General features: G+C 38.2%; 32 protein-coding genes. All 32 read left to right on the plus strand.

Going from position 1 to position 23,858, the window contains the following annotated elements:
- Positions 1–3 precede the first annotated feature (3 nt).
- The 32 genes from B6D67_RS10220 (at position 4) to B6D67_RS04520 (ending at position 23,850) form a co-directional block, all read left to right on the plus strand.
- Complete coding sequence (locus B6D67_RS10220; RefSeq protein ID WP_153276856.1) at positions 4–168, plus strand: hypothetical protein; 165 nt, start codon at positions 4–6, stop codon at positions 166–168.
- On the plus strand, positions 155–646 hold the full coding sequence (locus tag B6D67_RS04370) for a MazG-like family protein (RefSeq protein ID WP_093974717.1): 492 nt from the start codon (positions 155–157) through the stop codon (positions 644–646). The genes B6D67_RS10220 and B6D67_RS04370 overlap by 14 nt, the downstream gene beginning before the upstream one ends.
- Positions 643–948, plus strand: a complete 306-nt coding sequence (locus B6D67_RS04375; RefSeq protein ID WP_093974715.1) for a DUF1372 family protein — start codon at positions 643–645, stop codon at positions 946–948. Before B6D67_RS04370 ends, B6D67_RS04375 begins: the two co-directional genes overlap by 4 nt.
- A gap of 122 nt (positions 949–1,070) precedes the next feature.
- A complete protein-coding gene (locus B6D67_RS04380) occupies positions 1,071–1,310 on the plus strand; it encodes a DUF3310 domain-containing protein (RefSeq protein WP_029713973.1) in 240 nt (79 codons plus the stop codon).
- Positions 1,303–1,635 (plus strand): hypothetical protein, encoded by a 333-nt coding sequence (locus B6D67_RS04385; protein ID WP_029713972.1) that lies wholly within the window; start codon positions 1,303–1,305, stop codon positions 1,633–1,635. Before B6D67_RS04380 ends, B6D67_RS04385 begins: the two co-directional genes overlap by 8 nt.
- Positions 1,628–1,849, plus strand: coding sequence for a hypothetical protein (locus tag B6D67_RS04390; protein ID WP_003057301.1), 222 nt, complete (start codon positions 1,628–1,630; stop codon positions 1,847–1,849). Before B6D67_RS04385 ends, B6D67_RS04390 begins: the two co-directional genes overlap by 8 nt.
- Positions 1,846–2,238 (plus strand): single-stranded DNA-binding protein, encoded by a 393-nt coding sequence (gene ssb, locus B6D67_RS04395; protein ID WP_029713971.1) that lies wholly within the window; start codon positions 1,846–1,848, stop codon positions 2,236–2,238. Before B6D67_RS04390 ends, ssb begins: the two co-directional genes overlap by 4 nt.
- A gap of 13 nt (positions 2,239–2,251) precedes the next feature.
- Positions 2,252–2,530 (plus strand): hypothetical protein, encoded by a 279-nt coding sequence (locus tag B6D67_RS04400; protein ID WP_029713970.1) that lies wholly within the window; start codon positions 2,252–2,254, stop codon positions 2,528–2,530.
- A complete protein-coding gene (locus B6D67_RS04405; protein ID WP_029713969.1) occupies positions 2,527–2,871 on the plus strand; it encodes a helix-turn-helix domain-containing protein in 345 nt (114 codons plus the stop codon). The genes B6D67_RS04400 and B6D67_RS04405 overlap by 4 nt, the downstream gene beginning before the upstream one ends.
- 2 nt (positions 2,872–2,873) lie before the next feature.
- Entirely contained in the window at positions 2,874–3,275 is a 402-nt protein-coding gene (locus B6D67_RS04410; protein WP_027970299.1) for a hypothetical protein, read from the plus strand.
- A 157-nt stretch (positions 3,276–3,432) separates the two neighbouring features.
- A complete protein-coding gene (locus B6D67_RS04415) occupies positions 3,433–4,008 on the plus strand; it encodes a site-specific integrase (protein WP_029713968.1) in 576 nt (191 codons plus the stop codon).
- 154 nt (positions 4,009–4,162) lie between these two features.
- Positions 4,163–4,459, plus strand: coding sequence for a hypothetical protein (locus tag B6D67_RS04420; protein WP_029713967.1), 297 nt, complete (start codon positions 4,163–4,165; stop codon positions 4,457–4,459).
- 23 nt (positions 4,460–4,482) lie between these two features.
- Positions 4,483–4,728 carry a hypothetical protein gene (locus B6D67_RS04425; protein ID WP_029713966.1) on the plus strand — a complete coding sequence of 82 codons (246 nt, stop codon included), beginning with the start codon at positions 4,483–4,485 and terminating at the stop codon, positions 4,726–4,728.
- Between the two features lie 241 nt (positions 4,729–4,969).
- Positions 4,970–5,356 (plus strand): hypothetical protein, encoded by a 387-nt coding sequence (locus B6D67_RS04435; protein WP_029713964.1) that lies wholly within the window; start codon positions 4,970–4,972, stop codon positions 5,354–5,356.
- The gene (locus B6D67_RS04440) at positions 5,349–5,654 is read left to right on the plus strand and encodes an HNH endonuclease (protein WP_029713963.1); all 306 of its coding nucleotides are present in this window, start codon (positions 5,349–5,351) and stop codon (positions 5,652–5,654) included. The genes B6D67_RS04435 and B6D67_RS04440 overlap by 8 nt, the downstream gene beginning before the upstream one ends.
- Positions 5,655–5,796: 142 nt before the next feature.
- Positions 5,797–6,114: a P27 family phage terminase small subunit gene (locus tag B6D67_RS04445; protein WP_029713962.1), complete on the plus strand. Its 318-nt coding sequence runs from the start codon at positions 5,797–5,799 to the stop codon at positions 6,112–6,114.
- 12 nt (positions 6,115–6,126) lie between these two features.
- Complete coding sequence (locus B6D67_RS04450) at positions 6,127–7,857, plus strand: terminase large subunit domain-containing protein (RefSeq protein ID WP_029713961.1); 1,731 nt, start codon at positions 6,127–6,129, stop codon at positions 7,855–7,857.
- A 180-nt stretch (positions 7,858–8,037) separates the two neighbouring features.
- On the plus strand, positions 8,038–9,225 hold the full coding sequence (locus B6D67_RS04455; protein ID WP_027970293.1) for a phage portal protein: 1,188 nt from the start codon (positions 8,038–8,040) through the stop codon (positions 9,223–9,225).
- Complete coding sequence (locus B6D67_RS04460; protein WP_029713960.1) at positions 9,206–10,012, plus strand: head maturation protease, ClpP-related; 807 nt, start codon at positions 9,206–9,208, stop codon at positions 10,010–10,012. The genes B6D67_RS04455 and B6D67_RS04460 overlap by 20 nt, the downstream gene beginning before the upstream one ends.
- Positions 10,013–10,028: 16 nt before the next feature.
- Positions 10,029–11,162 carry a phage major capsid protein gene (locus tag B6D67_RS04465; protein ID WP_029713959.1) on the plus strand — a complete coding sequence of 378 codons (1,134 nt, stop codon included), beginning with the start codon at positions 10,029–10,031 and terminating at the stop codon, positions 11,160–11,162.
- A gap of 10 nt (positions 11,163–11,172) precedes the next feature.
- Positions 11,173–11,346: a hypothetical protein gene (locus tag B6D67_RS10225; RefSeq protein ID WP_164875336.1), complete on the plus strand. Its 174-nt coding sequence runs from the start codon at positions 11,173–11,175 to the stop codon at positions 11,344–11,346.
- Positions 11,346–11,654 carry a hypothetical protein gene (locus tag B6D67_RS04470; RefSeq protein ID WP_029713958.1) on the plus strand — a complete coding sequence of 103 codons (309 nt, stop codon included), beginning with the start codon at positions 11,346–11,348 and terminating at the stop codon, positions 11,652–11,654. Before B6D67_RS10225 ends, B6D67_RS04470 begins: the two co-directional genes overlap by 1 nt.
- Entirely contained in the window at positions 11,647–12,009 is a 363-nt protein-coding gene (locus B6D67_RS04475; protein WP_029713957.1) for a hypothetical protein, read from the plus strand. Before B6D67_RS04470 ends, B6D67_RS04475 begins: the two co-directional genes overlap by 8 nt.
- 1 nt (position 12,010) lies before the next feature.
- Complete coding sequence (locus B6D67_RS04480; protein WP_011017387.1) at positions 12,011–12,409, plus strand: HK97 gp10 family phage protein; 399 nt, start codon at positions 12,011–12,013, stop codon at positions 12,407–12,409.
- Positions 12,402–12,782 carry a hypothetical protein gene (locus tag B6D67_RS04485; RefSeq protein ID WP_029713956.1) on the plus strand — a complete coding sequence of 127 codons (381 nt, stop codon included), beginning with the start codon at positions 12,402–12,404 and terminating at the stop codon, positions 12,780–12,782. Before B6D67_RS04480 ends, B6D67_RS04485 begins: the two co-directional genes overlap by 8 nt.
- Positions 12,783–12,793: 11 nt before the next feature.
- Positions 12,794–13,378: a major tail protein gene (locus B6D67_RS04490; protein ID WP_029713955.1), complete on the plus strand. Its 585-nt coding sequence runs from the start codon at positions 12,794–12,796 to the stop codon at positions 13,376–13,378.
- 95 nt (positions 13,379–13,473) lie between these two features.
- Positions 13,474–13,776, plus strand: coding sequence for a phage tail assembly chaperone G (gene gpG / locus B6D67_RS04495; RefSeq protein WP_029713954.1), 303 nt, complete (start codon positions 13,474–13,476; stop codon positions 13,774–13,776).
- Positions 13,777–14,000: 224 nt separating this feature from the next.
- Positions 14,001–18,101, plus strand: a complete 4,101-nt coding sequence (locus B6D67_RS04500) for a phage tail tape measure protein (RefSeq protein WP_029713952.1) — start codon at positions 14,001–14,003, stop codon at positions 18,099–18,101.
- A 12-nt stretch (positions 18,102–18,113) separates the two neighbouring features.
- Complete coding sequence (locus B6D67_RS04505; protein ID WP_029713951.1) at positions 18,114–18,884, plus strand: distal tail protein Dit; 771 nt, start codon at positions 18,114–18,116, stop codon at positions 18,882–18,884.
- A complete protein-coding gene (locus tag B6D67_RS04510) occupies positions 18,881–20,932 on the plus strand; it encodes a phage tail spike protein (RefSeq protein WP_029713950.1) in 2,052 nt (683 codons plus the stop codon). The genes B6D67_RS04505 and B6D67_RS04510 overlap by 4 nt, the downstream gene beginning before the upstream one ends.
- On the plus strand, positions 20,929–21,936 hold the full coding sequence (locus B6D67_RS04515) for a hyaluronate lyase N-terminal domain-containing protein (protein WP_011017394.1): 1,008 nt from the start codon (positions 20,929–20,931) through the stop codon (positions 21,934–21,936). The genes B6D67_RS04510 and B6D67_RS04515 overlap by 4 nt, the downstream gene beginning before the upstream one ends.
- Before the next feature lie 9 nt (positions 21,937–21,945).
- The gene (locus tag B6D67_RS04520; RefSeq protein WP_011017395.1) at positions 21,946–23,850 is read left to right on the plus strand and encodes a gp58-like family protein; all 1,905 of its coding nucleotides are present in this window, start codon (positions 21,946–21,948) and stop codon (positions 23,848–23,850) included.
- Positions 23,851–23,858 lie beyond the last annotated feature (8 nt).

Raw genomic sequence — 23,858 nt, forward strand, 5'->3', positions numbered from 1 at the left:
ATAATGACATTACCAATCAAATATGGAAACTTGATGATGGCTAAGGCAGATGCACTAGATGCCTTGATTGAAAATGACATTGTAAATAAAGAAACAATTATCAATATTGGTAATGATGATTGGTATGCGGAATATTTAGCAAACAAATGGGAGATTGAACATGACTAAAACACTTGAGGAAAAGGTTGAACAATGGTTTATTGACCGCACCCTACATGAGGCTAATCCAGTTAAACAATTTCAAAAGCTGATGGAAGAATCAGGCGAACTGTTTGAAGGTATCGCAAAAAATAAACCTGAATTGATTTATGACGCCCTTGGTGACATGCAAGTTGTCTTGATTGGTCTTGAACAGCAAATCAAGAACGGTGCAGCAATTGAAGCGAAACCACAGGAGATGGAGCTTCTGCTCCTTACATCAAGTTTAGGAGAGGTGGCTCAAAAGCTCTACAAGCACATTTTCCACAAAGAAACACGGACACCGCTTGTCCGTCCTCAGTTGATGTTGCTGCATAGTTCCATTCATGCAGTTGCCATTCATAACGAGACTACGGCTGATGATTGTTTGGCCATTGCCTACAATGAAATCAAAGACCGTAAAGGAAAGATGATTGATGGAGTTTTTGTAAAGGAGGCAGATTTGTGAGAAAGATACTGACAAAAATTGGAAATTTTAGTCTTTTGCTCATCCTCTTGTTTAGTCCGTTGTTAATTAGCTACAAACTTGACAAAACTGATGCAAAAATTAAACAACCAAAAGTCATCATTTACAAAGTTGATAATGTTGGTGCTAATATGATTGGTACCATTACAGCCAAGGAAATTATTGACGGTCACTATACTGTTACCGCTGGTACTTATGGTAAATTCTTAGTCACTGAGGAACAATACAATGAAATTTCTGTTGGTGATAACATTCCAGATTATTTGAAAGGACGTGGGAACTAATGTGGAAATGTGAATTTATAAGAAAATGGCTTAATATTCCAACTGTTAAAGATAATGAAACCAGAAAACTAAGTGAACAAGGTTATGTCAAAGTGAATACTGAAAGCACTCAGTTTACGGGAATAAAAATTATTCATGATAATGTCAATAAACCAAGTCATTATCAGGGTAAGTATGGACTTGAAGCTATTGCTGTCATTGATAACTTCATGGGTGATTTAGCAGGTAAAGCGTCGTGGGCATGGGGGAATATGATTAAATATGTCCTACGTTTTCAGAAGAAAAATGGTCTTGAAGACCTTAAAAAAGCAAGAAAAAACCTTGACTGGTTGATTGAAGAAATGGAGAAAAATAATGGCTGATAAACTTAACGATATGATGACAGGAATCTATGGATTTAGTGTCAGAGATAATAAGGTCGTTCCACCAAAACACCATTTTCCAAAGGCAGTGGCAGAAAGAGCTGATTACTTTTGGGAAATGGCGGAAGATGGTTTGACATTAATGGGAGCGATGGAATGTATCTTTGCGGATGATAAACCTGAAGGATTTGATTTTTGGGCAACAAAGGAGTGGTTACCAAAAACAGAGGAATTTGATGAGTGGGTAGGTCATTTGTTAAGTCTAGCACAATCAGAAATGATGATTTATTTATTATTTGGAAATAGTGGTGATCAAAATGAATAATTTAGAAAAAATTAGGGAAGAAAAAGGAATTTCAGATGTTGAGTTGTCATCTGTTGTCCAAAAAATACTTGAAGAAAAATACATTAAAGGTTTACGATTTGAACAAGTAAATGCCCTAACAATTATGTGCGAGTTGGGTTATATCCACTTTGACAAGAGACTATCTGAAGTTTACGAACAAGCATTAAATAGCATAGGAGATTATAAAAAATGATCAATAACGTTGTCCTGATTGGCCGCTTAACAAAAGATGTTGAGCTACGCTATACACCAAGTCAAGTAGCTTGCGCACAGTTTACTTTAGCAGTTAATCGTAATTTTAAAAATCAAGATGGGCAAAAAGAAGCTGATTTTATTAATTGTGTAATGTGGCGACAAGCTGCTGAAAATTTAACAAATTGGACGAAAAAGGGCCATCTGATTGCGATAACAGGACGCATTCAGACCCGTAACTACGAAAACCAACAAGGACAACGTGTCTATGTAACAGAAGTGGTTGCCGAAAGTTTTCAAATTTTAGAGAAGCGTGATAAAACAGCTAATACTAATAGCTTGGCAGATACCATGCCAGACTATGGACCAGAACCAGATTTACCATTTTAGGAGTAATTAATAAATGATATATTTACAAGGCGAAGGTATAAAACCAGAAGATATGACTATTGACATGAGTGGGGTTCAGGCATTACAGTCAACCATTGACTATATCAACTTTTTAGAATCAGAGAAAAACAGATGCTATAAAGAGTTGGAAGATAACGAAGCTTGTATTGCCAGACTCAAACAGTCGAATATAGAGCTAACTCAAAAAGTTGTTGATGTGACGTGGAAGGATATGAGAAGGGTAGCTAAAGCTCGGTTATCTCGTAGAAAATATGGGGTTAAAATCGGATGAAACTAAGAATTAAATACTTACGTCAAGCATTAGGCTTAACTCAAAGTGCTTTTGCTGCTAAAGCTCACGTTCACAAAAATATGATAGCTAACTATGAGTCTCAAAATTCAAACCCAAGTTTAAAACAGATTGAGAAAATCGTATTAGCATTTAACGTTGAACCAGCATGGCTTGCAGGATGGGACACAAAACCTCAAATTGTTGTCAAAGAAAAAATTGTCAGGGTTCAGGACCCATCAGCTCGTATTCCAAATGATTGGAAAAATGATGAGTGTGGTAGGTTGATCAATTGGGTTGAGGTACAAACATCTGGAGAAATAATCACGAATAAAGGTCAGTAAAAATGAAACTATCCAAAAAAGATTACGATTTACTCGATAAGGAGTTGATGCAATTCAAAGATATTGACAAATCTATTGCAACAAGACAGATGGAATTGATGTCCAAAGATGGCATTAACTTTATAACTTATCGCACAAACGGTCTTCTCAATCATCCAGATATGATAGTTGAGAAGTGGAGTGATGACCTGATTTTACGCAACATGGATATTTTTAAAGAGACTGTCCAAAAACTTATTGAGGAAATGGATAATGAGCAGAAAGAAATATTTTCTTTACATTGGCTTAATCATCAATATAGTTGGGAGGAAGTCATGTTTTACATCAATTGTAGTAAGTCATCAATCTACCGCAAGCGTAAAGCAATTTTAAAAATTTACGCTAAATTGAAAGGTTGGCACTAAAAGCATATTGTAGTGCCACAAAAAAGAAGTTATTATGATAGCGTGAAATATTGAATATCAGAAGCAAGAAACTGTTGGAACGATTTGAATATCATTATTTCTAAAGGAGACAAGAGCAAATGTTCTTGTCTTTTTACTTTTTAGGAGGTGATAAAGTGTGAAGATAGTACAACCAATCAGAGATACTGATCAGATTGATATGATGAAGGATTATTTAAAAGATTGGAATCCAAGGAACTTTTTGCTACTACTTTTTGGATTAAATACTGGATTGAGGATAGGTGATATCCTACCGCTAAAAGTAAAGCATGTCACAGCTAGCAATCATATAGACATAATAGAACAAAAAACAGGTAAGCAGAAGCAGTTTCCTATCAATAAGACGTTAAGACGAGAGATAGACAAGTATATTAAAGAGAAAGAACTAAAGCCTTGGGATTATCTATTTGAAAGTCGCAAAAAGTGTACAGAACCAGGAAAAGAAGGTCAGAAGCAACCAATAAGCAGAGAGCAAGCTTGGAAGATACTCAATCAAGCTGCTAAGCAATTTGGCATACATCATATAGGTACGCATAGCATGAGAAAGTCGTTTGGTTATCACATGTATCAAAAGACCCAAGATATAGCGATGCTGATGGAGATGTTTAATCATTCTTCACCAGATATTACTTTAAGATACATTGGCATAAACCAAGAAAAAATAGATGATGCTGTGGCTGATTTCAGCCTGTAATATTTTTTTAGTTTTATTTAATAACACAAAATGAAAAAATGTTGCATTACCTTTTCAGGAATTGGATGCTTAGCTTAGTAATCATCATTGATTTGATAGCTTTTCAGGAAATTAACAATATATAAGATATGTGACATTGAGAGAGGAAAAATAAATGAAACCTAATCGTTATCCATACGGTAAATCACATTCGAGGAACAATATAACCAAACCAATAAAAGAGCTGGTAATTATTTTTAGAGAAGATGAATCTATCCCTGAAGTAATACTAAACGGAATTAATCTTAAAAATAGCAGAGCAGGCCTAGTATCTATTAACCTTAACTGGCATACAAAGAATGTTCAGTCAATCGATGAGTTAGTAGAGCGCAAAGTATCACTTGAATACTACGATAATCCAGGTTTAGATATGTCGCTTTGTAAGTTGTCTCAATCGTTTAAATTAATATAAGAATTTTAAAATGGAGGTGCAAAATGAAATTTATTAAGTTGACAGTAGAAGAACAAGAAATAACATCAGTCGTAGGAAACAAAGCATTTACACTACCAGAACATATAACTCTAATACCAGTTGAAAACATCATCCAAGTTTTCGAAAACAAAAATTTGAAAAGTGGATTAGTCACTTGTGTTTCCGTTGTTTTTAAGTATTCCCAAGCAACAGAGGAAATATTAGTTAAAGAGTCAATCCACGAAATCAATAGATTGCTAAACAAGTAAAGGTGGATTGTTATGTACAAAATAGCGCCAAAAGGAATGATAATGTTTATCGCTAACAAATATTGCGAAGTAAGACCCAAAAGCATCCACAAGGGAATTGAGTGGGCTTGGAAATGGTATCAGAGTTTTAACAAAGGAAGTTTGGTGCCGTATGAATGGCTAGAGTATCACAATCAATTTAAAAAGGAACATGATTATCCATGTTTTAAAAAATAATTATTATTTATGGCTAGGGAATGTAATGCGAAAAACAAAAATTGAAAAAGAGTTTAGCCATCACATTATGTGGCTACAAAGATACTACAAAAAGTCTCAAGGCAATCCACTAAATTCCATATTGCTACAGATGCTAGAGGAGAAAGAGGAAGAGACAGGTCTTGATAGGTTTAATGATATTGACTGTCGTATTTACTTTGCCTGGCTGTCAGCAATAAGTTACATGATAAACCATACAGATAGCAACATGATGCAGCTAATCAAAGATGTCTATGTTCATCGCATACTAAATATGACAGGAGCTGGTGCTAAGTACCTCAACTATGCTGAGACACAGACACAACAAAAGGTCAGAGATTGGTTTGTTGAGCTTAACAGACAACATTACGAAAAGGTAATTGCCAATGATTAAGATTGATACGACAAGCAAAGAGTCTATGTATCGCACCTTCTACCACAAGACAGAGTGGAGGAAGCTCAGAGAGATTGCAATCATCAGAGATAAGAGAGAGTGTGTTTGGTGCAGGCAGAATGGCAAGAGGACAACAACAAACCTCGAAGTTGATCACATCAAAGAGGTTAAGGACTATCCAGAGCTAGCCTTAGACTTAGCCAACCTTAGGACTCTATGCAAAAACTGTCATAACAGGCGTCATGGACGCTATCAAAAGAAGGAAAACCGCTGGGATGATGAGACTTTTGAATGGTAATGAAAATAAAAAATGAAAGGACACCCCCCGGTCGAAAAAAATCGACTCAATTTTGCTGCCGTGGAACCGGTGGGAGGGTCATTTGACCAAAAATGTGTTTTTTGCGCACATATTTAGAGGGAGGGGGGGATAGTGATAAAAAATGAAAATCTCTGAATTAAAAAAAGAGCTTTTGGGGCTCGTTGATCAGGATAGTTCCTTCGAAGTTGAAATTGTCGAAAGGTACTTGAACCTTGTGAAAATTTATCGAAAGTTAGACCAGTCCCTCAAAGAAAATGGGTATATGATTCTAGTGAAAAATGGTGCTCAAAGTTTCTTGAAAGCAAATTCTGCAATAGGGGAAAAAACCAAGATAAATCAACAGCTCATAAAGCTTGGGGAATTTTTCCAGAAGAAAAAAGAAGAGATTAAAAATGAACAAAATAATACCAATTTTGCGGACCCCTCAGATTTTCTTTAGGAGGTACCTTGATTGATTGGATATGTCCAAGATTACATCGATGATTTTGAAAAAGGCAGAGTCATTTTTAATCAAGAGCGAAAAGATTTAGTCACTTACATTTATCGAGAAATTGTACCTAGAATAGAGAAAAAAGAGATATTTTTTGATGAAAAAAACATAACAAATTGCATCAATTTTATTGAAAAATGGTTCTTTAAACTGGAAAATTTCCAAAAATTTATCATCTCTTTTGTATTTTTAAGGTACTCAGAAACTAATCGAAACGTCTATAAAAAAATACTGATTATGATGGGTCGTGGTGGTGGTAAGAATGGTTTAATATCTGGCATTATAGCTTACTTATTGAGTCCATTCCATGGAATAAAGAACTATAATGTCTCTTTGGTAGCTAATAGCGAGGACCAAGCAAAAACCAGTTTTGACGAAATTTACAACACAGTTGAGAGCCATCCAAAACTAAAAGAAATTTACTACAATACTAAAAGCGAAATCAAATCAATACATACTAATAGTGTGATGCGCTTTAGGACGTCTAACGGGAATACTAAAGATGGTTTACGTGATGGTATGGTTGTTTTTGATGAGATACATCAATACGAGTCTAACAAAGATGTTCGTGTCCACAAGTCTGGTCTTGGTAAAGTAAAAAACGCTCGAGAGTTTTATATTGGCACTGATGGCTATGTCCGAGAGGGCTTTATCGACTCGATGAAGGATAAAGCTAAAAAAGTGTTGAGTGGTGCTGCTAGATGGAACTCGATGTTTCCTTTTATCTGCAAAATTGATGAAGAGCATGAAGTGGATGATAAGGAAAAATGGCAAAAGGCTAATCCAATGTTCCATCAGCCGATGAGCGACTATGCTCAAGAGCTGTTTGACATGGTTTGCGAGCAATACGAAGAAATGATTGAAGATCCGTCAAACCGTGAAGAGTTTATGACAAAGCGCATGGACTTCCCAGTCATGGACGTTGAAAGAAGTGTTGCGAGTCATGAGGAGCTTGTAGCAACCAAACGAGAGTTGCCAGATATGAGAGGTGAAGCTTGTATTGGCGGTTTAGACTATGCTGCTATTCGTGACTTCGCTGCTGTTGGTCTATTATTTAAAAATGGGGACGACTATGTTTGGCTGAGTCATTCATTTGTTCGTAAGGAATTTGTTGACACTTATTATGGTTACTCTAAGCGCAAAGACTCAATTAATGGTAAGAGACAATTTGCCCCTATCAAGAAATGGGAACAAGAAGGACTATTAACGGTTATTGATGAAGCAAGTATCAATCCCCAATATATTGTTGATTGGTTTGTAAAAATGAGAGACGAAGAAGGGTATGATTTACAACGTATCGTGTCAGATAACTTCCGCATGGAAATTTTAAAACCGTTATTTGAGAGAGAAGGTTTTGAGGTCTTGTCAAAAAATACGTTTACTGCCCCACCAGGTTATCAAATAGAAATTGTTAGAAATCCTAGAGCTATTGATAGCTTATTAGCACCAAGAATTGAAACAGCATTTGCTAATCATAAAGTTGTTTTTGGCCATAACGATATGATGCGCTGGTACACACACAATGTTTTGCGTCGCTTAAAAGGTGATGGTAATGTTGAGTACGTCAAAAAAGAAGACACAAGACGTAAGACTGATGGTTTCAAAGCATTTGAATATGCTATGTATCGAGCAGATACTTTAGAAGTTTCTAGTGATGCTGACTTTTATGATGATGTTATGGAATGGTATTAATAAAAGCACCTTTTTAGGTGTTTTTTTATAACTCAAAAAGTCCGCCAAAAAGGGAAGCAAAAACATGTAAATTAAACTTATAAAACGGTGCTGAGATAGCCATTTTAAGGCAATTTCAAATGTTTTTGTGGGTAAATAATCATATAAACGCATTTAAATAGCACCTAGAAAGGTTGTTAAATGGGGATTTTAGACTTCTTTTCCTTCAAAAAATCTGGAACACTGTCAGACGATGACTCAGGAAGTACGACATCAGAAAAATTAATAAATGTCGTCTTAAAAGAAGATGCTCTCTACAAATGTGTCAATTATTTAGCAAGGATAATTTCTAAGTCAACGTTTAGGTTAAAAACTCCAGAAAAATTAACCGAAAATCAAAAAGATTGGTTGTATTGGATTAACACCAAAGCGAATCCTAACCAATCGGCATCCCAGTTTTGGGTTGAAGTAATCCAGAAGCTTTTAGTTGATGGAGAAACATTAATTTTTGTCATACCAGGCAAGGGCATTTACGTGGCAGATAGTTTTACACAGGATAAAAAACTATCTGGAAGTCAATTTAAAGTGTCACGAGTTCAGGGACAAACCTACGAAAAGACATTTACTTTTGATCAAGTCATTTATTTAAAAAATGATAATAGCGATTTAATGTCAAAAGTCGAGTCACTTTGGGAAGAGTATGGGGAATTGCTTGGTCATGTCATTAATAACCAGAAAATAGCCAATCAAATACGCTTTACCATGATACCGCCTAAAGATAAAGTGAGGGAACGTGCTCAGGAAAATAGTGACGGTGGGAGACAGCCTAAATCAGACAAAGATTTTTTCAAACGCACTATCGAAAAAATTAGAACAGAGTCTGTTGTTGGAATCCCAGTTACTGCTAACACTAACTACGAAGAATACGGTTCAAAAAACACAGGGGCTGTTAAATCCTATGTAGATGACATCAAAAAACTAAAAGATCAATACATGGCAGAGTTTGCAGAAATGCTTGGTATTCCAATCTCTTTATTGCATGGAGATATAGCTGACAATCAAAAAAACTATGAGTTACTACTTGAAGGTCCTATTGAGTCGATAGTGACAAATATTGTAGATGGCTTAGAATGTGCTATTTTCGACAAGTCCGAAACACTTGAAGGGTGTTTTATCAAAGTAACTGGATTAAAAAACTATGATTTATTTTCGGTGTCTAACCAAGCAGATAAGCTGATTTCCTCTGGATTTGTCTTTATTGATGAGGTCAGAGAGGAAATTGGTCTTCCTGAGTTACCAGACGGCTTAGGAAAAGTTCTTTATATGACCAAGAACTATGAATCTGTTCTGGAGAGAGGGGGTGAAGTAGATGAAGAAGTTGAAACTTAATGGCCCAGTCGTCAGCGAGGGGGACAAGTGGTACTACGATTGGTGGGAAAAACCTTGTATTACCGCTAAACAAGTACATGATTTTTTAGATAGTGCGGCTGGAGAAGACATCCAAGTCCGACTAAATTCCGGTGGCGGAGAAGTTTTTGTAGGCAGTGAAATATACTCTGCTTTAAAAGATTACCCTGGAAAAGTCGAAATTGTCATTACAGGTCTAGCTGCAAGCATCGCTAGCATTATCATGCTAGCTGGTGATGTTATCAAAGCATCACCAATGGCTCAAATTATGATCCATAACGCTTCTTGGGGAAGTTATGGAGATTATAGGCAATTAAAACATGATAGCGAAGTCGTCGAAAATGCGAGTATCTCTCTAGCTGGAATGTATGCCAGAAAAACAGGGAAACAAGAAGCAGAAATTAGAGAGTTACTAGATGCGGAAACATGGTTTACAGCAAATAGTGCTAAAGAGATTGGTCTTATTGATGACATTTTATACAATGAGATGCCATCGCTTGTAGCTGGTATTGATATAGTTCCTAAGGATAAAATCGAGGAATTTAAAAACATGGTAGCTCACGAAAAAGCTCAAACCAATCAGCAAAATGATGACTTTGAAGCTCGTGTCAAAGCTATTGTTGAGCCAATGATTAACGATTATAAAAATCGACCAGTATCAGAGCTTAAAGTATCTATTGACGCTGATGAATTAACAGAAGTTATAGGCGATGCGGTGACTGAGCTTAAAGAAAAAGCCTCATCCCCATTTGCAAAATTTATTTTTTAGACATTAAGGAGAACACATGGCAATTAACTTAAAAGAATTACCAAAATACCGCGAAGCTGTTGCCGAACTGAGCGCAAAAATCTCAGCAGGGGCAACACCAGAAGAACAAGAAAAGCTATTTGAAGCTGCCTTTACCACGATGGGTGATGAAATTCTCGCCAAAAACGAAGAAGAAATGGAACGCATGTTTGATTTGCGAGACAAAAACCGTGAATTAACAGCAGAAGAAATCAAGTTTTTTAACGACATTGATAAAAATGTTGGCGGAAAAGATAAATTTAAACTTTTACCAGAAGAAACAATGGTCCAAGTGTTTGATGATTTAGTTGCTGAGCATCCACTATTAAAAGTTATCAACTTTAAAAACACTAGTCTGCGTCTAAAAGCTCTTACCGCAGAAACTTCTGGTACTGCTGTTTGGGGTGATATTTTCGGAGAAATTAAAGGTCAATTGAAACAAGCCTTTAAAGAACAAGACTTTAGTCAATTCAAACTTACAGCATTTGTGGTTATTCCTAAGGATGCTCTTAAATTTGGCCCTAAATGGATCAAACAATTTATCACAGAGCAATTGAAAGAAGCTATCGCTGTAGCATTAGAACTTGCCATTGTCAAAGGGAATGGTTTGTTGCAACCGGTAGGCCTTGTCAAAGATTTATCTCAACCAACCGTGGATCAATCAACAGGTCGTGATATTACAACCTATAAAGAAGACAAGAAAGCAATCGCAGATTTATCTGATTTAGATCCAGACACAGCCGTAGAGCTTTTAGTACCGGTAATGAAGCACTTATCCGTTAATGATAAAAAACATCCCTTAAAAATTGCTGGGCAAGTTAAACTACTTTTGAATCCAGAGGATCGCTGGACACTTGAAGCAAAGTTTACGTCACGCAATCAATTTGGAGAGTATGTCACTGTTTTGCCGCATGGTATCACAATCCTTGAATCTCTTGCAGTAGAGACAGGAAAAGTGATTGCTTTTGTCGCAAATCGTTATGATGCGTTTATGGCAACCGCATCAACAATCGAAGAGTATGATCAAACATTTGCTATGGAAGATTTGCAGCTATATCTCACTAAAAATTATTTCTATGGAAAGGCTAAAGACAATCACACTGCTGCATTGCTAACACTTGCTGGTGGCTAGGAGGTAACACATGAAGTTAAGGGTTTTAAAACCATTTGGAGATCACAAAGAAAATATCATTCGACAAGTTGGCGAAGTTTTCGAGGTCTCAAAGACTCGTTTTGATGAGCTTTCAGCAAGTGTGCCTGCTGATTTTTATGAAGAAGTGAAGGCAACTAAAGCTAAGAAAGGCGAGGAAGAATAATGGCTATTGATGCGCAGGAAGCCACTGAGAAATATTTAGCTGCCTTTAAAACAAGGATGAGAGTTTTTGATAGTGACGAAGAAGAAGACAAAAATTTGTCATCTATGCTCTCTGCTAGCATCAAAGTTGTTGCTAATCTAACTGGCGCAAAAGAAGCTAGCGAAGAATTACTTGAGCTAGCTTTTGAGCGTGCCAGGTATGTTTACTATGACGCCTTAGACGAATTCCAAAAAAATTATGCGGATGAAATCGAAACGCTGTATCTAATTAATAAATATAACGACGACGAGGAGTTATCCCATGATTAACGGTAAAAGCATCAAAAAAATAAAGACTGGCAATGGCGAGCTGAAAACAGCTATTAAATTTTATACCTCTACGACAGATGACAGCCTAGATGGTCGTGACACAAAGCTAGATTTAGTCTACAAAACACGAGGGGAAGTCTATAACCCCAGTAGTAAAGACATTGAGATTGCTAACATGCGTAAGGTAGAAGCAAAGATGACTTTGAAAATACGTGATCCACTACATCAATACCACCCAAGTAATTCTGACTTTGTAGAGATTGTAGATAGTCGTATCAAAGGAAAGCTAGGGATTATAGATGTCAGACCGGATTTTAATGACAGAAAATTTTTAATCATTGTTGCTGGAGGTTAGCATGAGTGGATTTGCAAATTTAAAAGGTGTTGAAGAACTTCTGGCGAATATGGAAAAGAAATTAGGCCCTGCGAAAGTTAACAGGGTAGTTAATCGGTCGCTAAAAGAAATTGGCAAAGAACTAGAACCCAGTTTTAAATCTGCCATCTCTATCTATAAGCGTACAGGAGAGACCACTGAGAGCGCAGTTGTTTCGGGTGTAAGAAGAGAAGATGGTATCCCTAAAGTTAAATTAGGTTTCACTACTCCGCGCTGGAATATTGTCCATCTTCAAGAGCTAGAATACGGTTGGAAACACAATAGGCGCGGTGTAGGTGTTATTCGTCGTTACTCTGATATTTTGGAAACTATTTATCCAAGAGGTATCCGTGACAAGCTGAAAAGAGGTTTCGATGGTTAGAGACATGTTAGCAGAAGTGTTTGACTTGTTAAAAGCAGACAATGTTTTAAAATTAGTCAAAATAAAATCTTTTGAACGACCAGAAAGTCTGCTAGACGACCAGACAAGCATTGTCATTTTGCCGATAACTCCGCCAAAACAATCAACTTTTGGTTCTGACACAGCCTTATCAAAAAAATTTCTTTACCAAATCGAGGTTGAAAGCACATCTAGACTAGAATGCAAAGACTTGCAACGTCGTATTGAAAAACAACTGGAAAAGATTGGTTTTTATCAAAATGATGCAGGTTTTGAGAGGTTTGATCGAGATACTGGCAGATATTTAGATACTAGAACTTTTAGGGGTTTTAGCGATATTTACGAAGATTATTAAAGGAGAAATACATGCAAGCAATAGGATTTAAACGCATGACAATCACAATCCTTGATGGCAAAACAAACTCTTTTGTCATCGAAGGAACAAAAGACAAAGGTGCTACTAAGGTTGCTAAAATTAGTGGACTAGCATCAGAACCCGTCAAAACATTTGGTTCAGATATTGCCTACTATACCTCTCGACGTGGGGTAGGTGATGTCAAAATGGAAACGGAAGCAATCGACATCCCATTTGATGTTCTAAAGAAAATTTTAGGATATAAAGATGGTTCATCTTCGACAGGTGTGACTTTTGTTGGTGAAGACACAGAGTCACCAGAAGTATCTGTATTACTTGAAGCACCAGCAACAGGCGGACAGCAAGCTTACCTTGGATTTTTCAAAGGCACATTCTCTATGGATGACATCGAATGGAAATCCAAAGAAGAGAAAAACGAAGGGTTAGACAGCCAAAAACTCGTCTTTACAGCACAACCTGGCGATGAAGGTGAAGCTAAGGGTCAATATGTTGGATGGGCATTTGATAAAGAAACTGAAGGTAAAGGAACTAATGCTCAACAGTTAGAGAAACTTATGAAAGTAAAAAAATCCTAAGCCCAGTCAGCTCTACAGCTGACGATTTTGGGCTTGATCTAAATACTGAGGAAGTAACTGCATTTAGTGAAAAAAAGAATAAAAAGGAAGAGTAAATGGCAATCCTAGAAATTAAAATCACAAATGATGCTGGCGAGAAAGTAGTTAAAGAATGTAAACCTTTAACTGTACGTGATTATCGAGACTATCTTGTTTTACAACAAGAGCTATCTGATAGTGACGCACCAGAGTATGCAAAACTTGACAGGCAGCTGGAATTTATCGTTGGGCTATTTGATGGTCTAACAGTTGATATGATGTATGACAAGCTTAACATGTACGAGCTCAACAGTATTTTAGCAGATGTGTATGTCAAATTGATTGGTGGAGAGCCAGATGACCCAAAGGACAATGCCTAGAACCGAAAGAGGCTTTAGCAAAATTCTATAAGTTTACTCAAGACATTATCCGCTCTGATTTTGGTATGTCTGTCAAGGATGTCATGGAAACAGATTGGCAAGATTTGTTAGCTGTTTTAAGTGCATCAGAGAAAAAAGAAAAAATCATGACTTTAGAGGAATTTATAGGACAGTTAGGATAAGGTCTCGTTTTGAGACCTTTGATTTTTAGGGAAAGGAGATATATGGGAGCAGGAACACCTTTAGGCAGTATGTTTATCGAATTGGGTCTTGATACATCAAAATTTGATCCAAAACTACAGAGTGCTAAAAGGGCTGTTAACTACTTCAAAGCAGAGGCTAAAGCACTAGATTCTACTTTAAAAAATAACGGCAAAAATGTTGGACTCTTACAAGCGAAGTACAAGACGCTAACTCAAGCTATCAATGCTCAAAAAAAAGTATTGACTCATTTAAAAGCTAATTTCGACAAAATGGATCCTGGAACAGCTAAATGGGAAGCTGCAGCCGTGCAAATTGAACGAGAAAATGCAAAGTTAGCTCAACTAGAAGCTCAGCTAGGAAATGTTTCAAAAGCGTTTCAAGAAGCATCTGGTCAGACAGGCTTTACTGGTTTTCTACAACGTAGCGGCAAGCAGATTGATGTTTTGGGCCAGAAATTACAAACACTCGCAGATAAAACTAAATGGATTAGCGCAGGGTTTGGAGCAGGAGCCTTACTCAGTATTAAAGCTGCTAGCGACTTTGATACGGCTTTTACTGGTGTTAAAAAGACTGTGGATGAAGTTAGGGATGCTAATGGGCGGGTCACATACTCTTATGAGAGACTATCAAACGGTATCCGAAAAATGGCTAAGGAAATTCCAGCATCAACAACGGAAATATCAGCTGTTGCAGAGGCTGCTGGACAATTAGGTATCAAAACAAAAGATGTTTTAGGATTTACTCGTGTCATGATCGACATGGGGCAATCAACTAACCTAAGTGCCGAAGAAGCTGCATCATCTATTGCGAAAATCGTAAACATTACAGGACTAACGTCAAAGGAATACTCTAGATTTGGTAGTGCTGTTGTTGCCTTAGGTAATAACTTTGCGACAACTGAAAGAGATGTTGTTGCAATGACAAACCGTATCGCCGCATCTGGTAAACTTGCCGGCTTAACTAATCAAGAAATGTTAGCGTTGGCAACTGCTATGTCAAGCGTCGGTATCGAGGCAGAAGCTGGTGGTACAGCCATGACTCAAACACTATCAGCCATTGAGACAGCTGTCATTAATGGTGGAGAAGATTTAACAAAATTTGCTCAAATTGCCAATATGTCATCAAAAGATTTTGCTAGGGCATGGAAAGAAAAACCAATCGTCGCTTTGCAGGAATTTATCAAAGGTCTTGGACAATTAGATAAAAAAGGAGAGAGCGCTACAAAAGTTTTAGACGACTTGGGGCTCAGCGGTGTCCGTCAGTCTAATATGCTTAAATCTCTTGGATTAGCTTCTGAAACACTCGGAAAAGCCATTGATGTATCAAATATAGCCTGGAAAGAAAACACAGCACTAACAAACGAAGCAAGCAAACGCTATGAAACTTTCCAAAGCAAACTAAAAATTGTTAAGAATAAAATCAACGACATTGCCATTGAGATCGGTGGTCCTCTGATGGAAGCTGCGTCAAATGCACTAAATGCTTTAGAGCCACTCTTTAAAACGATTGGAGACCTAGCTAAAGCATACTCAAATGCAAACCCAGAGACTAAGAGATTTATCGCTTATCTTGTAGCAGGGACTGCTGCAGCATCACCATTTTTACGCATAATCGGTAAAACAAGTTCTGGTGTCGGTAAACTTGTCGCATGGATTGGTAAGCTTGCTGGTGCTAGAAAAGGCGTTGCAGCAGTTAAAGCACTTAAAAGTGCAGTTGAAGCATCAGGAACAGCAGCTGGCGGGGCTAGTACAAAATTTGGCGGTCTAACATCAACTATCAATCTACTGTCAAATCCAATTGGTTTGTTAATTGGTGGGACAGTCGCTTTGACAGGTGTCTTACTAGCTTTAAATCATGCTAAAGATAAAGCTAGAGAGAAGTCTGAGGAGTGGGGAACCACTTTAACCGGCACTACTCGTCAAGCCTTGGACAGCTTTAAACATAAAGTGGATGAGAGCACAGAATCAATGATTAGATTTGATGCTATAGGTTCTCCTGCCATCCAAAGGGTAAAAGATAGTTTCAAGGGCTTATTAGGAGATATAGAAAATGAGTTAACAAAAGCTAACCAACGAATGGAGGAGCTTGGTAATAAGATAGGGCTTACTGCTGAACAGGTAGCTAAAGGTAAAGAGCATAATAATCGAGTAGTTGAGAATGCTAGATTGATGGTTGATGAAATCAATACTATCTATAATCGTCATAATGGCAACGTTAAACGATTGACTGCTGAGGAACAAACTATTGTTGAAAATGCTCAAAAAGAGTTAGTTAGGGCAAAACTAGAGCTTATGGGTCTATCTAATAAGCAGGCTTTATCAGTGATGAAAGCCTTTAACAATGATGTGACAACATTAAATGAGACTCAGCTCAAAAAAACGATGATAGCCCTGGAAAAAGCTATCTCAGAAGAGAAAAAATTATACGATTCTAAGGCTAAATTTCTCAAAGAAGCTCTTGATAAAGAGGCTATTAGCCAAGAAGAATATAACGGTCGAATGAAAACTCTTAAAAATGAGCATGAAGCCACCATGAATGCTTTAGCTGAAAAATATGCTCAAGCTGCTGAAGCTCGTGACTTTAGGCAAAAAGCTAGACTAAAAGACTGGACAACAAATATCCAGGAAAATAGTCAACGGGCTAAAAAATTCTTACGAGAAGTTGGTCTATCTTATGATGAGCTGGCTAATAAGGTGGATGCAGCTGCTAAAAAAGGTGGTACTAATCTGGATTTGTTAGCCAAATCAACAGCAAATATGTCTAAAGAGACTAAGGAAGCTAATGCACTGTGGACATCGCTAACCTTTGACGAGAAGAAAGCTCAGGTTAAGTCTAATGCTATTGATGAGGTAATAAAAGCCTCTCAATCAGAGGAAGGTTGGAACCAGCTCAAGTTTATGCTTAAGCATGCTAACTTAGAGTCAAATGCCAGAGTCAAAATCGCAGAAGCATTGATCGCAAATGGTGATTGGCAAAAAATGACCCCAGAAGAGAAGAAACTGGTCTTTACAAATGATGAGGGACTGGCCAAAATTTACGAAAGTAAAAACTTACTGGAAATTTGGAATCAATTAACACCAAAACAAAAAGAGCTTGCTCTTAAAAATGAAGATTTTGTTAATAAAGCTGGTACTGCTAAAAAAATGCTAGAAAACTGGAATAATCTTCCAGTGGTAAGTAAAGAAATTACGGCAATTGATGGGACTCCTTTGCCAGTATCTACAGCAAAACAAAACCTTGACAGCGTTGTGGCAGGGCCACCACGTCCGATTGAAGCAGAGGATAAAACAGGGCCAAGTGTGGCGCAAGCACATGCAAGCGTCAATAGTCCTAAACAGGTATTGCCAATAGATATGTTTGGTCTTGATAAGACTGGACCATCAGTGGCACAAACTAATAATTCTGTTAATAGCCCAAAACAACGTACTCCAATAGCTATGTTTGGTATGGATAACACAGCAGCCCCAGTCGCTAGTGCAAATAGAGCTGTTAACAGTCCTAAACAAAATGGACCTATACATATCAATGCACAAAATAATACAGGTGGTGTTGTATCACAAGTTTTAGGAGCTTTAGCAGGTATTCCTAGAACAATCACTATCGGAATAAACGCCATCAAAAACTTTGTGGGATTGGAAAACGGGACAAACTATCACAGCGGGGGACCTGCCTTGGTCAATGACCAAAAAGGACCTACTTATCGTGAATTGGTTGTTTATCCAAATGGGCTATCTTTCATACCAGAAGGTCGTAATGTCTTTCTGCCTGATATGCCAAAAGGTACTAAGGTTTTACGAGCAAGTAAGACAAAGGACTTGATGCGTTCTAGGGGAATCCCTAAGTATGCTCATGGTGTGGGGATTTCGTCCGAATCTCGATTTATCAAAGAGTTATCGTCAGCTAATCAGTCGATTAATCAAACGAATATTTCTATTGATAATCGTCAAGTGGAAGCTTTACTAAAACAGCTCATAGAGCTTGTAAAAGCCAACGGAGATAAAGATCAGATCATTGATTTAACCGTGATGCTTGGTAATATGACTCTTGTACAACTCAAAGATAAAATATCAGAGTTACAGCGTAAAGACGAAGCGTTACGTTTAAAATCGTCTAGTTTTTAGAGAGGAGCAGAGATGTTTAGAAAAATAGTCAATGGCAAAGTCACGTTTTTGCCGCTGACAACAACAGTCAATGGCCAGTTGCTTGAAGATGTTTTAAAAAGCGACTCTGCCTCTTTTAAAACAATCAAAATTGAGGGAAGGCATGCGGGTGAATACAATCATCAAGTTACAGAGGTTTTAGGGAGACATGGTGCTTATTATCATCAAAAAACCAAGGATAGCTTACCGCTTACTTGGACAGTCTATCTAAAGGCGAGTGACGTTAGTAGCTTTGGACAGTTAGCTAGTAATCTACATGCGTTGCTAGTCAAATCAAAAGTTACAAAATTTGAATTTAGTGATGATGATGGTTGTTATTATTTAGGGCAATTAAAAAAAATCCCCGATCTCAAAGAAAAACGTTGCGAAGCAGTGGTTGAGATAGAAATTATCTGTTACGATCCTTACAAATTTAAAGACGTTAAGTTATTACAAGGCGGTATCATCAATTACCAAGGTCAAGTAAAAACTAAACCTATTATCACCCTCAACCTATTGTCTTCAACTAAGGGAATTAATCTGCTACATGTCGAGAGTCAGAAGTATATCAGATTGACTGGTACTTATACCACTGACGAAATCAAGATTGATATGGCCACGGGTAAGATTACCCAGAACGGACGCAATATCCTTGGCGATTTAGATATGGTTAATAGTAGGTATTTTGAGCTATTACCTGGTAATAATACATTACAGTGTGCCAATGCCACCATAACCGCAGAGTTTAGGGAGGTTTATCTATGATTTATCTCTTTGATAAACTGGAGCGCTTAGTCGCTACTGTTGGCACTGATGACTTACTCTCGTGGCATTTTAAGGTCAAAAACAATGATTGGGATCAAGCTAGCTTTGAAGTGCCAGTTGACTATGACATTGAGCCTTTTGTTTACTTTGGTTTTTTTAACTACGACCCCAACCTAAAAGAGGAGGTCTTTAAGCTCTTTAAAGTCATTGATTACAACCTAGAAGATAGCAAGTTTTACAAAGGCCTAGATAAAGCAGAGAGTGATCTTGATACCATTGCCATCATCAAAGACAAGCGATTTAGGCAATCGTCCGCAGATGCTTGCATTGCTGGCGCCCTAGAAGGCACTGGTTATCAGGTTGGCAAAGTTGAGGGAATAACTAATGTTAGAACGCTTAGTTATTACTACATCAGCCCAAGAGCAGCTCTGATTAAGGTTGTAGAAGCATTTAACTGTGAGTTTAATGTCAGATATACCTTTGTCCAAAACAAAATAACCAGTCGTTATATCGACCTTAAAAAGCGCTTTGGGAAACCTACAGGTAAGCAATTTGAGCATGGAAGTAACTTGCTTAAAGTCGTCTACGAGGAGTCAACGGACGATATTGTGACATGCCTGATTGGTCGAGGAAAAGGCGAAGAAATCCAACATGAGGAAGCTGAGCCTAAAGATGTTGAGGGACACTTGCCACAGGAAGAAAGGCGGCAAGGCTATGGACGCAGGATTGAATTTACTGATGTTGTCTGGTCGGTTGAAAAAGGAGACCCGATAGACAAACCAGCTGGCCAAAACTTTGTAGCACTAGATAGTGCAAGGGAAGAATACGGCTTGTCTCAAAATGGCGAATTAAAGCATCGTTGGGGTGTCTTTGTCAACGAAGAAATCGAGGACAAGGCGGGACTCTTAAAAGCCACTTGGGAAGAATTGCAGCGTTTGTCAATCCCTATCAGAATCTACAAAGCGGAAATCTTAGATATTGGTCCAGAGACGTGGAAAGGTGACTCAGTAGCCATTATCTACGACGAGGTAAAAATAGGTTTTGAAACTCGAGTTGATGAGATTGATATTGACAAGCTTAATTTTAACAGGTCAGTCGTAACACTTGGTGATTACAGCACTGTCCAAAATCGTGAGTCACGGTCTCGTAAAGAGGCTGTCCAAAACATGATAAATGAGTCTTTAGAGACCATCACAGGCTTGGGGATGACCTTCCAAGAGTTTTTGCAGGACATCGAGAAACGTATCGAGACTGGCAAAAAGGAGATGGAAGACAATTGGCGCAAAGTTAACCTTGAATTTGATAACTTTAAAAAGAAGGTTGAGCTAGAAGGCTTGCAATTCAAGACCTTAAAAGAACAAATCAAAGAAGTTGATGAACGCACCGATAAAGAGCTTGAAGAATTTAGAAAAACCCTAAAAAACCTAGCGTTGCCAGAAGAAGCCATCAAAAAAATCACAGATGCTATCAAGGTAGAGGACATCCCATCGATTAAACAAAGCTTTGATGACCTCAAAAACAAAGTCAGTGAAACGAGCGAGACGTCCCGTCTAAACGCCGAAATTTTAGGTAACAACGGTAAGACCCGCTACAACAAAAATTTGCTGGTTGGCGACCCTAACCGCACCAAAACCTATGATGAGGATTACATAGAAGTAGAAGCCAACGACGGTGGTTTTAAGCGTGGCGAGACGTACACGATTAGCTTTAGTCAAACGTGTGAGCTACTCAAAAAAGTAGCTATCACATTGACGCAAATTAACAACAAGGGAGTTAAGTTAGTACTGACACCAACCAAAGCAAAAATGGAGCCGCAGACCTTTAATCTAACCAAGGATAAAGAAGTTATCAGCGTTTATCCTTTGAGCTATACGGCTGTTTTAACTGGCGATTGGTATAAATCTAAGCAAATAGATTTAAATGCGTTGGAGGGGCGGGAATTAGCTCTGGACATGAGCTATAAAGATGTTGTGGATGGCAATAATGCCGCGATAACAGGGCAGTGGTCAGACAGCCCACAAATAATTTTAGATGGAGGTAATCAATGACAGAAACTATACCGCTGCGAGTCCAATTTAAGCGGATGACTGCCGAAGAATGGGCTCGCAGTACTGTCATCTTACTTGAGGGTGAGATAGGTCTTGAGACCGACACAGGATATGCGAAGTTTGGTGATGGTAAAAACCGATTTAGTAAGCTTAAGTACCTTAATAAACCAGATCTAGATGCGTTTGCACAAAAAAAAGAAACTGATAATAAAATCGCCAAATTAGAATCAATTAAAGCAGACAAAGACACTGTTTACTTAAAAGCAGAGTCAAAAAAAGAGCTAGACAAAAAAATGAATTTGACAGGCGGCACAATGACAGGACAACTACAGTTTAAACCTAATAGTCATATTAAGCACTCATCTTCTACAGGAGGAGCGATTAACATTGATATGTCTAAATCAGCAGGTGCTGCTATGGTGATGTATACAAATAAAGATACTACTGATGGACCATTGATGATTTTACGCTCTGACAAAGATACGTTTGATCAGTCAGCTCAATTTGTGGATTACAGCGGTAAGACTAATGCTGTAAATATTGTAATGCGCCAGCCAAGCACACCTAATTTTTCCTCAGCACTTAATATAACCAGTGCTAATGAAGGCGGTAGTGCGATGCAAATTAGAGGCATCGAAAGAGCATTGGGAACACTCAAAATCACACACGAAAACCCAAACGTTGACGCAAAATACGATGAAAACGCTGCAGCGTTATCTATTGATATCGTTGGAAAACGGGGAGCCAGTGGAAATGGTACTGCTGCCCAAGGCATTTTCATCAATTCGTCCGCAGGCACAACTGGTAAAATGCTCAGAATCAGAAATAAAAATAAAGACAAATTTTATGTAAATCCAGATGGCGGCTTTCACTCATATGCAGATTCAATCGTGGATGGTAATCTAACAGTTAAAGATCCAACATCTGGAAAACATGCTGCGACTAAAGATTACGTAGATAAAAAATTTGATGAGTTAAAAAAACTCATACAAAAAACAGATTAAGGAGGATAAATGAGTAGAGATCCAACACTAACATTAGACGAGTCAAATCTCGTTATTGGTAAGGACGGACGTGTGCATTACACATTTACTGCAGAGAACGACAACCCAAAAGTCAGACTAGCTAGCAAGTGTCTAGGCACAGCGCATTTTAATCAGCTCATGATTGAGCGAGGGGATAAAGCGACTGGCTATGTGGCGCCTGTGGTTGTTGAGGGTAGCGGTGAGTCGACAGGTGTGTTTAAAAGTCTTGAGGAGATGCTTAGTGGTCTACAGTCTATTAATTTAGAGCTGACAGATACTAAAAACTCCAAACTTTGGTCAAAAATCAAGCTGACTAACCGTGGCATGTTGCAGGAGTACTACGATGGTACGATTAAGACTGAGATTATTAACTCCGCCAAAGGTATCGCTACACGCATTAGTGAGGAGACTGGTCAAAAGCTAGCGCTCATCAATGACACCATTGATGGTATCAGACGTGAGTATCAAGATGCTGATAGGCGCTTATCCGCAAGTTATCAAGCTGGTATTGAGGGCTTAAAAGCCACCATGCGTGATGATAAGTTAGATTTGCAAGCTGAGATACAAGCAAGTGCTCATGGCTTGTCTCAAAAGTATGATGATAAGCTTAAGCAGCTATCAGCTAAAATCACAACAACATCTAGCGGCACGACCGAGGCCTACGAAAACAAGCTAAAGGGTTTGCGTGCTGAGTTTACTCGCTCAAATCAAGGCATGCGGACAGAGCTGGAGTCTAAAATTAGTGGGTTGCAATCAACGCAACAAGCAACTGCTAGCCAAATCTTACAAGAGATTAAAGACAGGCAAGGCGCTGTCAGTCGTGTGCAGCAAGACCTAAACAGTTATCAAAGGCGCTTGCAAGATGCAGAAGGCAATTACAACTCTTTAAAAGAGACTGTAGCGGGTTATGAGCGCAGGATATCCAATCAGGATAACACTATCTCTTCTAACTTTACACAGCTAAAAAGCTTGATAAATCAGTCTGTGACCTTAGAAAAAATTCAGTCCCTCTTGAGGCTATCTGGTGACAGTATCATGCTTGCGATTAAAGACAAAATCCCGCAAAGTAAAATGTCTGGCAGCGATATTATCTCAGCGATTAACTTAAACTCCTACGGAGTAACAATCGCAGGTAAACACATCGCTCTCGATGGCAATACGACTGTCAACGGCACCTTTACCACAAAGATAGCAGAGGCTATCAAAATCAGAGCTGACCAAATCATAGCAGGCACTTTAGATGCCTCTAAAGCTCGTATTATTAATCTAAACGCCAGCAGTATCGTTGGTTTAGACGCTAACTTTATCAAAGCTAAAATTGGCTATGCGATTGTTGACATGCTTGAGGGTAAAGTGATTAAGGCACGCAATAGCGCTATGCTTATTGATCTTAGCTCGGCTAAGATGGATTTTAATAGTAATGCGACCATCAACTTTAACAGCCGAGATAACGCTTTAGTGCGTAAAGACGGTACCCACACTGCCTTTGTACACTTTAGTAATGCCACACCAAAAGGTTATACAGGTTCGGCATTATATGCCTCTATTGGTATCACCTCATCTGGTGATGGGGTCAACAGTGCGTCATCTGGACGTTTTGCAGGGCTAAGGTCATTTAGGTATGCTACGGGATATAATCATACTGCTGCAGTCGACCAAACCGAGCTATACGGTGATAATGTCTTGATTGCAGATGACTTTAGCATCAATCGAGGATTTAAATTTAGACCAGACAAAATGGAAAAAGTGCTCGACATGAACGACTTGTATGCGGCTGTAGTAGCCTTAGGCCGCTGTTGGGGGCACTTGGCTAACGTCGGCTGGAATACTGCTCATAGCAATTTTACAAATGCGGTCACTAGAGAGTTGAGTAATTACATTGGTATTATTTAAAAGGAGAA

Source organism: Streptococcus pyogenes, assembly GCF_002055535.1.
Classification (GTDB): domain Bacteria; phylum Bacillota; class Bacilli; order Lactobacillales; family Streptococcaceae; genus Streptococcus; species Streptococcus pyogenes.

Bases quoted from the DNA above. Each gene is read 5' to 3' on its own strand.
- B6D67_RS10220 (WP_153276856.1), top strand. From the start codon at position 4: ATGACATTACCAATCAAATATGGAAACTTGATGATGGCTAAGGCAGAT.
- B6D67_RS04385 (WP_029713972.1), top strand. From the start codon at position 1,303: ATGGCTGATAAACTTAACGATATGATGACAGGAATCTATGGATTTAGT.
- B6D67_RS04390 (WP_003057301.1), top strand. From the start codon at position 1,628: ATGAATAATTTAGAAAAAATTAGGGAAGAAAAAGGAATTTCAGATGTT.
- ssb (WP_029713971.1), top strand. From the start codon at position 1,846: ATGATCAATAACGTTGTCCTGATTGGCCGCTTAACAAAAGATGTTGAG.
- B6D67_RS04400 (WP_029713970.1), top strand. From the start codon at position 2,252: ATGATATATTTACAAGGCGAAGGTATAAAACCAGAAGATATGACTATT.
- B6D67_RS04405 (WP_029713969.1), top strand. From the start codon at position 2,527: ATGAAACTAAGAATTAAATACTTACGTCAAGCATTAGGCTTAACTCAA.
- B6D67_RS04410 (WP_027970299.1), top strand. From the start codon at position 2,874: ATGAAACTATCCAAAAAAGATTACGATTTACTCGATAAGGAGTTGATG.
- B6D67_RS04420 (WP_029713967.1), top strand. From the start codon at position 4,163: ATGAAACCTAATCGTTATCCATACGGTAAATCACATTCGAGGAACAAT.
- B6D67_RS04425 (WP_029713966.1), top strand. From the start codon at position 4,483: ATGAAATTTATTAAGTTGACAGTAGAAGAACAAGAAATAACATCAGTC.
- B6D67_RS04435 (WP_029713964.1), top strand. From the start codon at position 4,970: ATGCGAAAAACAAAAATTGAAAAAGAGTTTAGCCATCACATTATGTGG.
- B6D67_RS04440 (WP_029713963.1), top strand. From the start codon at position 5,349: ATGATTAAGATTGATACGACAAGCAAAGAGTCTATGTATCGCACCTTC.
- B6D67_RS04445 (WP_029713962.1), top strand. From the start codon at position 5,797: ATGAAAATCTCTGAATTAAAAAAAGAGCTTTTGGGGCTCGTTGATCAG.
- B6D67_RS04455 (WP_027970293.1), top strand. From the start codon at position 8,038: ATGGGGATTTTAGACTTCTTTTCCTTCAAAAAATCTGGAACACTGTCA.
- B6D67_RS04460 (WP_029713960.1), top strand. From the start codon at position 9,206: ATGAAGAAGTTGAAACTTAATGGCCCAGTCGTCAGCGAGGGGGACAAG.
- B6D67_RS04465 (WP_029713959.1), top strand. From the start codon at position 10,029: ATGGCAATTAACTTAAAAGAATTACCAAAATACCGCGAAGCTGTTGCC.
- B6D67_RS10225 (WP_164875336.1), top strand. From the start codon at position 11,173: ATGAAGTTAAGGGTTTTAAAACCATTTGGAGATCACAAAGAAAATATC.
- B6D67_RS04470 (WP_029713958.1), top strand. From the start codon at position 11,346: ATGGCTATTGATGCGCAGGAAGCCACTGAGAAATATTTAGCTGCCTTT.
- B6D67_RS04475 (WP_029713957.1), top strand. From the start codon at position 11,647: ATGATTAACGGTAAAAGCATCAAAAAAATAAAGACTGGCAATGGCGAG.
- B6D67_RS04480 (WP_011017387.1), top strand. From the start codon at position 12,011: ATGAGTGGATTTGCAAATTTAAAAGGTGTTGAAGAACTTCTGGCGAAT.
- B6D67_RS04485 (WP_029713956.1), top strand. From the start codon at position 12,402: ATGGTTAGAGACATGTTAGCAGAAGTGTTTGACTTGTTAAAAGCAGAC.
- B6D67_RS04490 (WP_029713955.1), top strand. From the start codon at position 12,794: ATGCAAGCAATAGGATTTAAACGCATGACAATCACAATCCTTGATGGC.
- gpG (WP_029713954.1), top strand. From the start codon at position 13,474: ATGGCAATCCTAGAAATTAAAATCACAAATGATGCTGGCGAGAAAGTA.
- B6D67_RS04500 (WP_029713952.1), top strand. From the start codon at position 14,001: ATGGGAGCAGGAACACCTTTAGGCAGTATGTTTATCGAATTGGGTCTT.
- B6D67_RS04505 (WP_029713951.1), top strand. From the start codon at position 18,114: ATGTTTAGAAAAATAGTCAATGGCAAAGTCACGTTTTTGCCGCTGACA.
- B6D67_RS04510 (WP_029713950.1), top strand. From the start codon at position 18,881: ATGATTTATCTCTTTGATAAACTGGAGCGCTTAGTCGCTACTGTTGGC.
- B6D67_RS04515 (WP_011017394.1), top strand. From the start codon at position 20,929: ATGACAGAAACTATACCGCTGCGAGTCCAATTTAAGCGGATGACTGCC.
- B6D67_RS04520 (WP_011017395.1), top strand. From the start codon at position 21,946: ATGAGTAGAGATCCAACACTAACATTAGACGAGTCAAATCTCGTTATT.